Raw genomic sequence first — 13583 nt, 5'->3', positions numbered from 1 at the left:
CCGAATGGTTTTGTTGTTTTGGCAAATACGGGATATGGATTCGGTCCAAAAAAGCCGCACCATAGCAGGGTGCGGCTCTAATAGTTGCTGCGTTTTCCGCTGTTAAGAAAAATCGATAGCCCAGTTGCCCTGGCGGAAAATCGGCTCCGCGGCACCGTCGGCGGTAATGCCGTCGATATCCAGGTCGGCCGCGCCAATCATGAAATCGACGTGCACGAGACTGTCATTGGCGCCATGCTCGGTCAATTGCTCCTTCGTCATGTCCGTGCCGCCTTGGAGCGTCGTCGGATAAGCGCGGCCGAGAGCGAAGTGGCACGAGGCGTTCTCGTCGAACAGCGTATTATAGAAAATCAGGTTCGTATCCGAGATCGGCGAACGGTGCGGCACGAGCGCCAATTCTCCGAGACGTCCGGCCCCTTCGTCGGTTTCGAGCAGCAGCTTCAGCGTATCGTATCCTTTTTCGGCCATAAAGTCGACGACTTTGCCGTTCTCGAACCGCAGCGTGAAGTTGTCGATCAGGTTGCCGCCATAATTGAGCGGCCGCGTGCTGCGGACGAATCCGTTCGCGCCGTCCTTATGGGGCATCGTGAACACTTCTTCGGTCGGCATGTTCGGATTGAACGTAACGCCTTTCTCGTTCTCCGTCGAGCCGCCGTGCCATACGTGGTTGTCCGGCATATTGACGCGAAGCTCCGTTCCTTCGGCGCGGTACACGAGCTGCCGGTACTGCTTGCGATTCAAATAGTCGACCGTCTTCGCGAGACGAGCGTTATGCTCCTTCCATGCTTGAACCGGATCGTCTTGATCGACGCGGGTCGCCTTCAAAATATGCTCCCACAGCTTGCCGACGGCTTCGGCGGCCGGCAAATCCGGAAATATTTTGGCCGACCATTCCTCGGTCGGCGTAGAGATGAGCGACCAGGCGACCCGGTGGGCCATTGTATAGCTGCGCCAGCCCTGCAGCGCGATGGCGGCCGTCTTGCTCGCGGTTGCAACGCGTTCCGGATCGATCCCGTTCAGCAGGTCCGGGTTGGGCGAGTAGATGCTCAGGAAGCCGGCGCCGTTCTCGGCGAATTCCTCCCAGCCTTTCGCCCGGAACATCGGGTATTCCGTAAAGGCTTCGTCCGGGGCAAGCTTGTATTTGATTTGGGTCAACTGCTCGTCGTTCCATTCCACATATACGTTCTTGGCGCCGGCTTCATAAGCTTTCCGCGTTATGCCGCGTACGAGGTCCACCGCAGTCAGCGGCGCGGAGACGACGAGCGTTTGCCCTTGCTGTACGTTGATGCCTACGCGCACGGCGAGCTCCGCGTATTTGTCCAAATCACGTTCCGTTGGCATGTATTGTTCCTCCAGACATCTATGTATAGGTTATGCATAAGGAACTGTCGCGTAATAACGTATCTGCTATGGATGGCGTCTGTTGCAAAGTAGATCATTACGTGACAGTTCCCAACAGGCTATGCAACAAATATATCATTATACCGCTCGCCGCTCCAAATTTGAGACCGAACCATTAATTTCGCGCGATTGAAAAAGTTAGGGGGTTATTTTGTGGAGTGCCGGTTTTCGTGTACAATAAAAAGATGAGAACTACTATAAGAATGGCGTAGTTATAAAGTGCCCGAACCGCTTGTCCGGTGGAGCAGGGATGCCGATAACGCCTAACATAAAGAAGGTAATGTACCCATGAACGTCATCGTTTCCAGTCTGAACGCCAAATACATCCATACTTGTCTCGCGCTGCGCTACTTGAAGTCGTTTTGCCAGGACGAGTTCGATGTCGCCATGGCCGAATATACGATCAAAGATCCCGTCATGAATATCGTCTCCGACTTGTTCCGGCGCGATCCGGACGTGATCGGCTTCTCCTGCTACATCTGGAACATCGAAGAAACGATCCGGGTCGTCAGCATGCTGAAAAAAATCAAGCCGGAGCTGCAAATCGTACTCGGCGGCCCGGAAGTGTCCTACGATACCGATTACTGGATGAAGCGGATTCCGGAGGTCGACTTTATCGTCATGGGCGAAGGGGAGGAGACGTTCCTCCACTTGCTGCGGGAGCTGTCGGGTGCGCGCAAGTTCCATTTCGTGTTCGGTCTGGCCTACCGGGACCGCGCCGGAGAGGTGTGCATCAATCCGGGACGTCCGAAGCTTGCGCTTGACGATATTCCGTCGCCGCACCGATTCGCCGAGGATGAACCCGCGCTGCCGAACCGGGTCGTCTATTTCGAGACGAGCCGCGGCTGCCCGTTCAGCTGCCAGTTCTGCTTGTCGAGCATCGAGGTGGGCGTACGGTACTTCGATATGGAACGGACGAAGGCGGATTTGCTCCACCTGATCGATTCCGGCGCCAAGCTGATCAAGTTCGTCGACCGCACGTTCAACATCAAGCGGGACTATGCCATGGAAATATTCCGGTTTCTGATCGACAATCATCGCGGATGCGTGTTCCAGTTCGAGATTACGGCCGACATTATGCGCCCCGAGGTGCTCGATTATTTGGCCGAGCATGCGCCCCCGGGCGTATTCCGGTTCGAGATCGGCGTGCAGTCGACGAACGATTTGACGAACGAGCTCGTCAAGCGCCGCCAAAATTTCGTCAAGCTGACGCGTACCGTCACGAAGGTGAAGGAAAGCGGCAAAATCGATCAGCATCTCGATCTGATCGCCGGATTGCCGGAGGAAGATTACGACTCGTTCCGCAAAACGTTCAACGACGTGTTCGCGCTCGGGCCGGAGGAGCTTCAGCTCGGATTTCTGAAAATGCTCCGCGGCACCGGGCTGCGTCATGACGCCGACAAGTACGGCTACGTTTACATGGATACATCGCCCTACGAAATACTCGGCAACTCCATTATGCCGTTCTCCGATCTGATGCGGATCAAGCGGGTAGAGGACGTGCTGGAGAAATATTGGAACGCACACCGGATGGACCGGACGGTCGCTTATTTGATCGGCCGCCAGTTTCGCTCGGCGTTCGACTTTTTCCAGGAGTTCGGCGATTATTGGGAGGATCGGGGCTGGCAAAAAATCGGCCATCAGCTCGAAGATTTGTTCGAGCGGCTGAACGCGTTTCTCGCCTACCGCGAAACCCCCGACCGGGACGTGGCGGAAGGGCTGATGAAGCTCGATTACTTCATGAACCACAAGTACAAGCCCCGTAAAATATGGTGGGACTTTCAACTCGACAAGGCGGTGCAAGCGTCGTACATGCAGCTGCTGGCGAATTATCCGGACCGGGTGTCGTCCGGCTTTGCGGAGCTGGGACTATCCGAGAAGGAGCTGCACAAGCACGCCGTCGTAGAGACGGTACCGTTCGATTTGCGGCAGTACGAGGCGGACGGGACGATCGACCGCTCCCGTAGCACGCTGCTGGCCGTCGTCTACGAACCGGATGGAGCCGGCCCCCGTTACTTCACGATGAAGCTTACGGAAGCGGTCTCCCATTCGTGAACAGGAGGAATATCCGATGAATGAACATCAATGGCTGCATTGGGCGCAGCGCATCCAGGCGATCGCCCAGGCCGGGTTAACGTATACGGATAACGGCTATGACATCGAACGGTACGGGGAGCTGCGGGAAATCAGCATCGAGATGCTGAGAGAGCAGACCGGCGAGCCTTACCCCGTTGTGAAGGAGCTGTTCGCCTCCGAGAAAGGGTACCCGACTCCGAAGGTCGACGTGCGCGGGGTCGTGTTCCAAGACGGAAAAATATTGATGGTCCGGGAAAAGGCGGACGGCAAGTGGACGCTGCCCGGCGGTTGGGCCGATATCGGCTATACCCCGAAGGAAGTGGCCGTCAAAGAAATCCGCGAGGAAGCGGGGCTTGACGTGCGTGCGGTAAAGCTGCTGGCGGTATTGGACAAAAAGTGTCACCCCCATCCCCCGGAGGCCTATTATATTTACAAGCTGTTCATTATGTGCGAACAAATCGGAGGCAGCCCGGAAGCGGGTCTCGAGACGTCCGACGTCGCGTATTTCGGCGAGAACGAACTGCCCGAGCTTTCGCGGAACCGGACTACGGAATCGCAAATCCGGCTCATGTTCGAATATTTGCACGATCCCCGCAAAGAAGTCACGCTCGATTGATTCGGGAAGCGGGGCCTTTTTTTGAGCTTGCATAACTTAAGTGGGGTTGACCGGATGCAGAACCTGTTCGGGATTTTGCGGGTTTCCTCGTTGAAAGGCCGTCTTCGGCTTTTATTCAGCGTGCTGGTAATGGCGATGTGCTTGCTTGTCGTCCTGTACATGGCCCTCTTCGGCAAAGTGATCAAGGAAAGGGAGATCCATGCCGCACTGCAGGAAGCGATCGATTTGCAGCGGCTGTTTATCGATAAGTGGAAATCGGAACGGCTCGCGGACGTCCATTATATGGCGTTGACTTCAGCGGCCCGTTCGTTGAATCTCCAGGAAATGGGGAGTCAATTCCGCTTGTTCCAAAGCTCGCATACGGATTTCAATACGATCAGCTTCGCGAATGCGGACGGGAAGCTCGTCTTAAGCATGACCGAGGCATTGGATACGGATGTTTCCGACCGCGATTATTTCCGTGCGGCCCGGAACAATGAAGCGTTTGTGACGGACGTCATGACCGGACGCGTGTCCGGCAAGTCGATGCTGGCGTTCACCGCTCCCGTACGCGACCGGAACGAATTGTTTGCCGGGGTCCTCATAGGTACGGTGGATTTGTCTTCGCTCGATGCATTCGTCAATGAGTTCCGGTTCGGCGAGAGCGGCGAAACGTTTCTGCTGAACAAAGAGGGTTACCGGATTACGAGAAAGCGGGACGCTTCGGGAGCGCTGCAAACCGAAGAACCGTACCGGACGGAAATTTACGAACGGGCGGTTGCAGGCACTCAGGATTGGAAGTCGTACCTGAATCGTGACGGGAATCGCGTATTCGGGGCTTATGCTTGGTCCGCGGACCGCCAGTGGCTGCTCGTAGGAGAGACCCGGATGAGGGACACATTCAAGCCCTACTACCGTCTGCTCGCCGCCATATTGCTGATCAGCGGCCTGACATTACTAGCCAGCTATGTCGCCACGATGCTGTTTACCCGCAAAATAAGCGTCCTGCTGAAGCATTTGTTGGACGGGACCAAGCGCATCCGGGAAGGCCGGTACGGGCATCGGATCGATCCGGCGCTCATTCGTTCCGCTCCGGCCGAGCTGAAAGAGCTGTCGGACAATTTCAACATCATGTCGGACAAATTGCAGTCCACGGTGCAGCTGCTGGAGGAATCCGCCGTCGTCGACCATTTGACGGAAGTGTACAATCGCCGTTTCCTTATGAACGAAGGTGCAAAGATCGAGGAAGCGGCGGCGCGTGCCGGCAATCCTTCGTGCATTCTGCTCGTGGACGTCGACTACTTCAAACAAATTAACGATACATACGGCCATCTGGTCGGTGACCGGGTATTGAAGCATGCCGCGGCGCTGCTTGTCGCCTCCGTGCGCAATTCCGACGTGGCTGCCAGATACGGCGGGGAGGAGTTCGTTATTTTGGCCACCAATTGCGAGCTCGCACGGGGCAAGGAGCTGGCCGAGCGGATTCGCACCTGGTTCATGAACTCGCCGTACCGGGACGAGGAGCGGGAGATCGTCATAACCGTGAGCATCGGCGTCGCGCAATCGAGCCCGCAGCGCACATACGGCACGAATACGCTCGAGGATATGATCGAACGCGCGGACAGGGCGCTGTACCGGGCGAAGCATCTGGGGCGCAATCGGGTCGAATGCGACGACAACTTATGGAAGCGGAAGTCTGAATGATAAAACGGTATAGGGATCACAAGGAAGCCCGGGCGTAGTCGCCGGGGCTTTTTCACCGATACAGAGTTTATATAATCTCGGGGTCCCCGCAAAGTATTTGGAATAAGCTTCGAAGCAAGGCTCCACTTTGTGGGGTTATTTCAACTTGCCGACTACCGTTTCCAAACGTCGGCCAAACGCCGAACGCCTTCCTCGATCCGGCGCTCATCCAGCCCTCCGAAGCCGAGCAGGATGGAGGCGGATTCGCCTCGGTGCGGATCGATTCGGTATACCGATGTCGGGTACACCCGGACTCCGGCTGCTTCAGCGAGCCGGATCAGCTGCGCTTCGTCGCGGCCGTCATCCGTCTCGAGCAGCACGTGCAGGCCGGCTCCGCCTCCGCTTACGCGAAAGCGCGGCTCCAGGCACCGTCTGACCGCAGCCAACAGAGCGGCCATCTTGCGCTGGTAGACGCTGCGCATTTTGCGAATATGTCGCTGCATGTGGCCGCCGGCCATGAACAGCTCCAGCGTCTTCTGGTGCAGCGGGGAGGCGAGCCGGTCGAACGGGTGGAGCGCGGCTTTCGCAGCAATCGCCAGCGCGGGCGGCAGAGCGGTATAGCTCAGCCGGAAGGCGGGCGCGAGAGCGCGGGAGAAGGTACCCATATACACGACGCAGTTCGCGGCGGCGTCCAGTCCTTGAAGAGACGGAATAGGCAGTCCGGCATAACGGAACTCGCCGTCGTAATCGTCTTCGACGATCAGCCCGCCGACATCGGCCGCCCAGTTCAGCAGCCGGCGTCTTTTGCCGATGGACATCACCATCCCGTGAGGAAATTGGTGCGACGGCGTCGTGTAGACGATTCTGGCGCCGGAATCGTACAAATCTTCGATGCGGATGCCGTCCGGCTCCAACCGCAGCGGAACGAGCCTATATCCGTGCTGCCGCATAATAGCCGCGATGCCGTCGCTCATCGATTGCTCCACGGCAATGGGCGAATGCGCGGCGCTATACGGCGTTCGCTGCAGAAGGCGGCATATTTGCTCCGTCGAATGGTGCGTACCAGCGCCTACAACGATCCTCTCGGGAGGGCATATGACGGCGCGGGCCCGGTACGCGTAGTCGCTCAGCGCTTCACGGAACCCGGACTCGCCGAGCGGATCACCGTAACGGAACAAGTCGCGGTGATCGGGCGAGAAGCAGCTGCCGAGCAGCTTTTTCCATAACGGAAACGGAAAATGGCTCAAATCGATGTCGCCATACGAGAAATCGATCCAATCGGTCTTCTCCCCGGCATGAACCGGGATCGACGGATCGGCCTTCTTGGCGGGCAGAACCAGCCGCGGACTTTCCTTCCTGCCCGGCTCGGCCGATGACGTCCGGTAGAAGCCGCGACTGAATTCCGGTTCGTAGATTTGAACCGTAATGCCACTTCGCGGCCTGCTCGCCGCATAGCCTTCAGCGAGCAGCTGTTGGTAAGCATCCTCGACCGGGGTCCGGCTTATGCCGAGATGGGCGGCCAGCTTGCGAACGGACGGCAGCCGGGATCCGGCACGAAGCCGTCCGGCCTCGATTTCCCCGCGGATGTGGCGGTACAGCTGGCTGTACAACGGTTCGACGCTTTGTGCGTCCAGCAGGGGCAGTAGCTCCATATTCCTTCCCCCTTCCTCTCCTCGTAAAACTGTCACCCAAAAATAAACGTTTCTGGATATGTTCGAAATGTCAGTTTTTCCTTATCGTAATAGTATCACAACGGTTTCCTAATACGAAAGGAGAAATCTTCCATGATTCCGATCCACCCCCGAATCGATAGATTGCAGCCTTATGTCGCCGGCATACGTCCGGAGCCGGGAACGAAGGCGATCAAGCTGAACCAGAATGAGAGCCCTTATCCCGCTTCGCCAAAAGTAACGGATGCTCTCCGCCGGCTCGATCCCGAGCTTCTGCTCCGGGAATATCCCGACTCGGGTTGTTCTTCGCTGCGCGAGGCTTTGTCGGCCGTTCACGGCGTGCCCGCTTCCATGATTTTGTGCGGGAACGGATCGAGCGAGCTGATCACGCTGCTGTACAAGACGTTTCTGTGCGAAGGCGATACGGTGGCGATTCCCGATCCGTCGTTCGGCCTGTATACGACGGTAGCGGAGATGGCGGGAGTCCGGGTGGCCTCCGTGCCTACGGATGACGATTTCCGCATCGCGCCGGAGAAGCTGACCGAATCGGCACCGCAGGCGATCGTCATTGCCAATCCGAATGCGCCGACCGGGCTCCATCTGGAAGCGGCGCAAATCGAACGGCTGCTGCAGTCGTATCGCGGACTCGTAGTCGTTGATGAAGCGTACATCGACTTTGCGCCGGAAGGGGTATCCGTGCTGAAGCTGACGGAGCGTTACGACCATCTGCTCGTGCTGCGGACGTTCTCGAAAGCATACGCGCTCAGCGGCGGCAGAATCGGCTTCGCCGTCGCGAACGAACGTCTGATCCGGGCGATGGAGAAAGCAAGGGAGACGTTCAGTGTGGGTGCGGTCGCACAGCTGGCGGCGGAGGCGGCTTTGTCGGACCAGGATTATATGCGGGAGACAGTTACGCGGATCGGACGGACGCGCGAACGGTTTTGCGAAGCGCTTGCCCGAATCGGGTGGACGGTATACCCTTCCGTAACCAACTTCGTGCTCATTTCGCCCCCTAGAGAAGGACGGACGGCCAAGGAGCTGTACGAGCGGCTGCTTTCGGAACATATTTATGTCAGATACTTCGACATCCCGCGTCTGGCCGACAAGCTGCGAATCAGCATCGGAACGGATGAAGAGATGAAGGTCGTTCTGGACTCGCTTGCACGGGCGGATTGATTTCTTTCCACGGACGACGGCTAAGACTTGCTGAAGTTCCTTTCGTTCCCGTATTTGCGGTACAATACGAGTAAAGACATGTACAGTGTGCTAATGCGAGGAGCGGATCGCGAATGACGGGAACGGCTGCAGGCGGAAAAGGAAGAACGGCTATCGTAGCCGGGGCTACGGGCTTGATCGGCGGGGAGCTGGTCAAGCTTCTTTTGGATGATTCGACTTATGACGAAGTAATTGCTCTGGTCCGGAGAAGGGCGAGTTTCCCGGGAAGTCCCAAACTCGTCCAAATGGAGACGGATTGGAGCAGGGGGCAGCTGGAGGCCTCTCTGTCAGGCAAGTGGAAAGACGCCGACGTGTACTGCGCTCTCGGAACGACGATGAAGAAGGCGAAGTCCAAGCAGCAGTTCAGACTGGTGGATTACGAATATCCGGTGCTGCTCGGCAGCCTCGCCAAGCAATATGGCGCATCCCGGTTCGCTATCGTATCGGCGGTAGGGTCCGATCCGGCCTCCGTATTTTTTTACAGCCGGGTAAAGGGCGAGATGGAGCGCCAGCTTAAGTTTTTGGGCTTGCCCGGCCTCTATTTGTTCAGGCCTTCGCTGCTTACAGGAGATCGTGCCGAAGTGCGGGCAGGGGAAAAGATCGGGGAGGTTGTCGGGAAAATGTTCTCGTTCCTGATAGTCGGCAGCCTGCGCAAATATAAACCCGTAGCGGCATCTTCAGTGGCGGGAGCGATGATTAATGCCGCTAAACAGCGCTTGACGGGCGTCCGCTCGTTCGAATTCGATGAAATCATGCTGCTGGCAGAAGGCGGCTCGCTGGGATAATCACTATAGAAGAGATGAAGTATTGAAACATGCTGTAATAAATGGTATTCTCTTAAAAAAGAGAACGTAATTCTTTATTGCAGAACGAAAAAGTCGGTTTGTTTCAAGGGGGTACGCATGAAAGTCAGTCTTCCATTTAGCTTTGCCATGAAATCGATCTTATGCCTATGCTTTGTCCTGCTTCCGCTGGCGTCGGGCTGCGACAAAATGAAAACGCAACCAAATTCGCAGCTGACGCTTCGGCTCATGCGAAGCGACCACCCTGCGCAAGCGTTGAGAACGAATACCGCCGTCCTCCGTGAAATCGAATCGAGAACGGGAATCAAGCTGGAGCTCGAGCCGATTCCGTTAAGCAGTTATTCGGATAAGAAACGCTCGTTGATGCAGACGAACCATATGCCCGATATTATGCTTATCAATCCGACCGAGCTTAGCGAGTATGTAAGAACCGGCCTGTTCCTCCCCGTCTCCGATTATTTGGAGCAGATGCCCCACTTCCGGAAAATCGTTGCGGAAAACCCGCAAATCCAAAGATTGTACGTGGACGGCAAATTGTACGGCTTTCCGGTGACGGCACAGCATTTTATCCAGGGCGGCAGAGCTCCGATGATCCGCACCGATATTTTGCGCAAGCATAACTTGGACATCCCGAGAACGTTCGAAGAGCTGTACATCGTATTGAAGAAGCTGAAAGAAGCGTACCCGGATTCCGCACCATGGACGGCCAGAGGCATCGGATCGTTCTTCGGCGCGGTTGCGTTCGGTCTCGGTTCCGGCTTCGGGATGTACTACGATCCGGATATCGGGGGAGGGAGCTACGTTTACGGCACGAACAAACCGGAGTTTAAACAAGTATTGGCGTATATGAACAGGCTATATAGCGAAGGATTGCTCGATCCCGACTTCGATGTCAATACCCAACAAATATGGAGCGACAAGCTGAGCAGCGGACAGTCGTTTTTTTATTACGACAACAATACGTTCGCGTTGAACTTCAACGAGAAGTTGAAGCGGATCGATCCCGGCTACCGTCTGGAGTTAATTCCTTACTTCTCGAACAGCCAAGGAACGGCCAGAGGGTTCTTGTATCCGCAAGGCTGGTTGACCGATATTTATGTCATCAGCTCCAAAGTGAAGGACCCGGACAGAGTTGTCAAACTGTTCGATTGGCTGTATAGCCCGGAAGGGGCCGAAGTATCCAACTTCGGCAAACGGGGCGAAACGTACGAAATCGTAAACGGGGAACCTAGAATCGTGGACAGTCTGGTGCGGAAATACAAAGATTCGGCGGACCCGGTGCGCATGACGCTGTCCGAAATCGGTGCGGGCTTGCTGGCGATTTCCCCGCATGTCGACGACAGACCGAGCGGACAAATATCGAACCCCGACCTGTTTCGCTGGAGCGAGCAGTTGAAGAACGATCCCGGCGCTTACGTGACTCCGAGCTTGGCCCCGGGCTTCACGAAGGAGGAGAGAGAGCGGTTGACGCAGATCGGGTCGAAGATAGCGCCTCTCGAACAGGATGTATTGAAGTTCATCATCGGTGCCAAGCCATTAAGCGAATATGAAGATTTTGCGGCGCAGCTAACCCGGTCCGGTGTTCCGGAAATGGAGAACATCTATAACGAAAGCTTGGCCCGCGCAGAACGACGCACAATCGATGGGGGATCCGGCAGATGAGCAGATCGAGGACGCCCGTTCGATTCAATCGCCTATTTGTAAAAATATTGCTATATTTCTTATCGCTTCTCGTTCCGATCGTGCTGATCGGAACTTTCACTTATTTTCATTTCGTCAATCAATTCAAGCGCGATTTTACGGAAAAGATGACGATGAATTTGCGGTCGTCCGCGCTTGCTATCGATAACGATTTGCGGATGGTGCAAGAATCGGCGGTCGGCTTTTTGAACGATTCGACTGTCGTTCGGTTGTTTAAGCCCTATGCGATGTACTCCTTGCAGGAGCGCGCCGAAGTTGCCCAGATTTTGAACGGCTTGCGGCGTCTGCGATCGATCGCGAACGATTTCGTCGACGATATTTTTGTATACATCGATTCGAGCAAAGTATACACGAGCGCCGGGCTTGTAGATTTCGTGCCTTTCTTCGACGGCCATTACCGGTTCGATCGGTACGACAAGAGCTTCTGGCTTGGAAAGCTGGATACCGCGCCATACGTGGAAATATTGGATCGGTCAGCCGTGGCGACGCCTTTATCGCAAAAGGAAGTGATCCCGCTTCTCACATCCGGCGTCGTGCAAGGCAACAAGGCCGTCCTGGCGGCATCCGTCTCGATCGAGGCGATCCAAAAGACGCTGGCGGGAAATGTAGCCTACCCGAACACCCGGTTTATGGTCATGGACCACGATCGTGTCATTCTCTCTTCCGATCCCGAATTCCCCGACAGCAGCGCAATCGGGGAGATTAGCAGGCTGACTGAGGCGGACTCGACTTTTCAAGGCACGGTATCCGTTCAAGGTCGGCATTATATATCGACCGTCGTCCGTTCGGACATCTACGGCTGGAATTATTACGCGTTCACACCGATAAGCGAATTTAACAAGCAAGCTGCCGGTATCGTCAATATGATTGTAGTCATCTGTACGGTACTGGTCGTCATCAGCGTGTTGTTTGCATTCGTATTCACCTACCGCATCTATAATCCGATCCGGCATATCGCGGACATTTTGAACCGTAAAGACGATGAATACAAGCGAGCAAATGAAGAAACGGCGGAAAGCGACGAGTTCGCCCGGATCGGTCAGGGCATCGATCGGTTGATCGGATTTAATCGGCAGTTCCGGGACGAGCTACACCTGATTTCAGTGGAATATTTGGATTATGCGCTGCTTCAATTGATTCAGGGCTATGAGGCTCCGAAAGAACACGATATGCAAAAAATGATGCGCAATCATATGGGCTATTCGAAGGACAGCTTTATTTGCTGCACCGTTTTGTTCGAATTCAAGGACGAGTTCTATGCTATCCAAGACGTGGATCGGATTCTCATTCAGGGGAAGTTGAAGAAGCTGATCCGGGGCATGCTGCACGATTGCGCCGATCTGTACGTGCTGGAATGCAAGCAGCATCAATACATTTGCATGTTCAATGTCGACAGTCGGGACGATCTTGCCGCAATCCGCGCAGGGCTGGACCGTTTCATCGAAACGTTTCGTTACGATGCTCTATATTGTACGATTCACGCCGGAGTCGGCAACATTTATCCGGGGCTCGCCGGGATATCGCGATCTTATCGGGATGCGATGGCAGCCTTGCAGAGCCAAACCTCCTGCGCCGATTTTTTGACGATCCGTGCGGAAGAACACGAGTTGCGGTACAACGCCCCATACTTTTTCTCGGACGAGAACAAGCTGCTGAATTTGCTGAAAGCCGGCGATGCGGACGGGTTGGAAGAAACGATCGGGGACATTTTGCGGGCTAGCGAGCAAAAGGGCGTATCGCAGCAACATTTGAACTCGCTTATTTCCGATATGTACAACACGGCAGTACGGTTTATGTCGGAGAGAGGATTGGGCGCGTCCGGCCTCTTGGCAGATCAGGAGCAGCGGCAGCTCGTTCATTCGGGCGAGCATTCCGCCGATTTCGCTAGCAGGCGGCAACTGCTGATTCGGTTCTATCATGGGCTGGCCGGGACGATCGTCCATCAGCAGCAAGCATATAAATCCGGCGCACTCGTTTCCACGATTATGGGTTATGTGGATGATCACTACGACCAGGATCTATATTTGGAGAAAATAGCGGATAAAATGAACGTTTCCGTCAAATACGTTTCCCGGGTGTTCAAAGATAAAACCGGCATGAATATTACGGATTACATAAGCCAAGTACGTGTCGCCAAAGCGAAAGAACTGCTGATCCATACGGATATGACGATCTATGATATCGCCGAGAAGGTAGGCATAACGAACCGAACTACGTTTTTGCGTACATTTAAAAAGATGGAGGGCTTGTCCCCGAACGAATTCCGGAAATCGTTCGCATCCGATCCGAACCGCAAATCGATAGCCGGCGAATGAATCCGGCTTATAGTCCATACAAGTCCGCAGCCTTTATCAGGTTGCGGGCTATTTGGCGTGCCGGGAACGAACGATTGGACCGGTTAGAAATACGCATCGGGGTAGAAATGTGCATCGGAAACGG

9 protein-coding genes are annotated in these 13583 nt (G+C 55.4%); 7 read left to right on the top strand and 2 right to left on the bottom strand.

The annotated features are described in order from the left end of the window. Window positions 1-102: 102 nt before the first annotated feature. Entirely contained in the window at window positions 103-1341 is a 1239-nt protein-coding gene (locus FE783_RS13165) for an aminopeptidase (RefSeq protein WP_138879830.1), read from the bottom strand. Between the two features lie 348 nt (window positions 1342-1689). Here FE783_RS13165 and FE783_RS13160 point away from each other — a divergent pair, with 348 nt between their 5' ends. The 3 genes from FE783_RS13160 to FE783_RS13150 are packed head-to-tail and all read left to right on the top strand — an operon-like array spanning window position 1690 to window position 5776. Next, window positions 1690-3456, top strand: a complete 1767-nt coding sequence (locus tag FE783_RS13160) for a B12-binding domain-containing radical SAM protein (RefSeq protein ID WP_138879829.1) — start codon at window positions 1690-1692, stop codon at window positions 3454-3456. A gap of 16 nt (window positions 3457-3472) precedes the next feature. After that, on the top strand, window positions 3473-4093 hold the full coding sequence (locus tag FE783_RS13155; protein ID WP_138879828.1) for an NUDIX hydrolase: 621 nt from the start codon (window positions 3473-3475) through the stop codon (window positions 4091-4093). 54 nt (window positions 4094-4147) lie between these two features. After that, window positions 4148-5776 carry a sensor domain-containing diguanylate cyclase gene (locus FE783_RS13150; protein ID WP_138879827.1) on the top strand — a complete coding sequence of 543 codons (1629 nt, stop codon included), beginning with the start codon at window positions 4148-4150 and terminating at the stop codon, window positions 5774-5776. A gap of 152 nt (window positions 5777-5928) precedes the next feature. Here the strand turns inward: FE783_RS13150 and pdxR are convergent, their stop codons facing one another. Further along, on the bottom strand, window positions 5929-7407 hold the full coding sequence (gene pdxR, locus FE783_RS13145; RefSeq protein ID WP_138879826.1) for a MocR-like pyridoxine biosynthesis transcription factor PdxR: 1479 nt from the start codon (window positions 7405-7407) through the stop codon (window positions 5929-5931). Between the two features lie 132 nt (window positions 7408-7539). Here pdxR and hisC point away from each other — a divergent pair, with 132 nt between their 5' ends. The 4 genes from hisC (at window position 7540) to FE783_RS13125 (ending at window position 13459) form a co-directional block, all read left to right on the top strand. Further along, window positions 7540-8601, top strand: a complete 1062-nt coding sequence (gene hisC / locus FE783_RS13140; RefSeq protein WP_138879825.1) for a histidinol-phosphate transaminase — start codon at window positions 7540-7542, stop codon at window positions 8599-8601. Between the two features lie 113 nt (window positions 8602-8714). After that, the gene (locus FE783_RS13135) at window positions 8715-9425 is read left to right on the top strand and encodes an NAD(P)H-binding protein (RefSeq protein ID WP_138879824.1); all 711 of its coding nucleotides are present in this window, start codon (window positions 8715-8717) and stop codon (window positions 9423-9425) included. Between the two features lie 207 nt (window positions 9426-9632). Further along, a complete protein-coding gene (locus FE783_RS13130; protein ID WP_158301779.1) occupies window positions 9633-11105 on the top strand; it encodes an extracellular solute-binding protein in 1473 nt (490 codons plus the stop codon). After that, window positions 11102-13459 carry a helix-turn-helix domain-containing protein gene (locus FE783_RS13125; protein ID WP_138879822.1) on the top strand — a complete coding sequence of 786 codons (2358 nt, stop codon included), beginning with the start codon at window positions 11102-11104 and terminating at the stop codon, window positions 13457-13459. The genes FE783_RS13130 and FE783_RS13125 overlap by 4 nt, the downstream gene beginning before the upstream one ends. The last annotated feature ends 124 nt before the right edge of the window (window positions 13460-13583 follow it).

This window comes from Paenibacillus mesophilus (assembly GCF_005938385.1).
In the GTDB taxonomy this organism is placed as follows: Bacteria; Bacillota; Bacilli; order Paenibacillales; family NBRC-103111; genus Paenibacillus_AB; species Paenibacillus_AB mesophilus.
This window is presented reverse-complemented; position numbering and strand designations above follow the sequence as displayed.

Coding starts and splice junctions, on each gene's coding strand:
- hisC (WP_138879825.1), top strand. CDS start 7,540: ATGATTCCGATCCACCCCCGAATCGATAGATTGCAGCCTTATGTCGCC.
- FE783_RS13155 (WP_138879828.1), top strand. CDS start 3,473: ATGAATGAACATCAATGGCTGCATTGGGCGCAGCGCATCCAGGCGATC.
- FE783_RS13130 (WP_158301779.1), top strand. CDS start 9,633: ATGAAAACGCAACCAAATTCGCAGCTGACGCTTCGGCTCATGCGAAGC.
- FE783_RS13160 (WP_138879829.1), top strand. CDS start 1,690: ATGAACGTCATCGTTTCCAGTCTGAACGCCAAATACATCCATACTTGT.
- FE783_RS13165 (WP_138879830.1), bottom strand. CDS start 1,341: ATGCCAACGGAACGTGATTTGGACAAATACGCGGAGCTCGCCGTGCGC.
- FE783_RS13135 (WP_138879824.1), top strand. CDS start 8,715: ATGACGGGAACGGCTGCAGGCGGAAAAGGAAGAACGGCTATCGTAGCC.
- FE783_RS13125 (WP_138879822.1), top strand. CDS start 11,102: ATGAGCAGATCGAGGACGCCCGTTCGATTCAATCGCCTATTTGTAAAA.
- pdxR (WP_138879826.1), bottom strand. CDS start 7,407: ATGGAGCTACTGCCCCTGCTGGACGCACAAAGCGTCGAACCGTTGTAC.
- FE783_RS13150 (WP_138879827.1), top strand. CDS start 4,148: ATGCAGAACCTGTTCGGGATTTTGCGGGTTTCCTCGTTGAAAGGCCGT.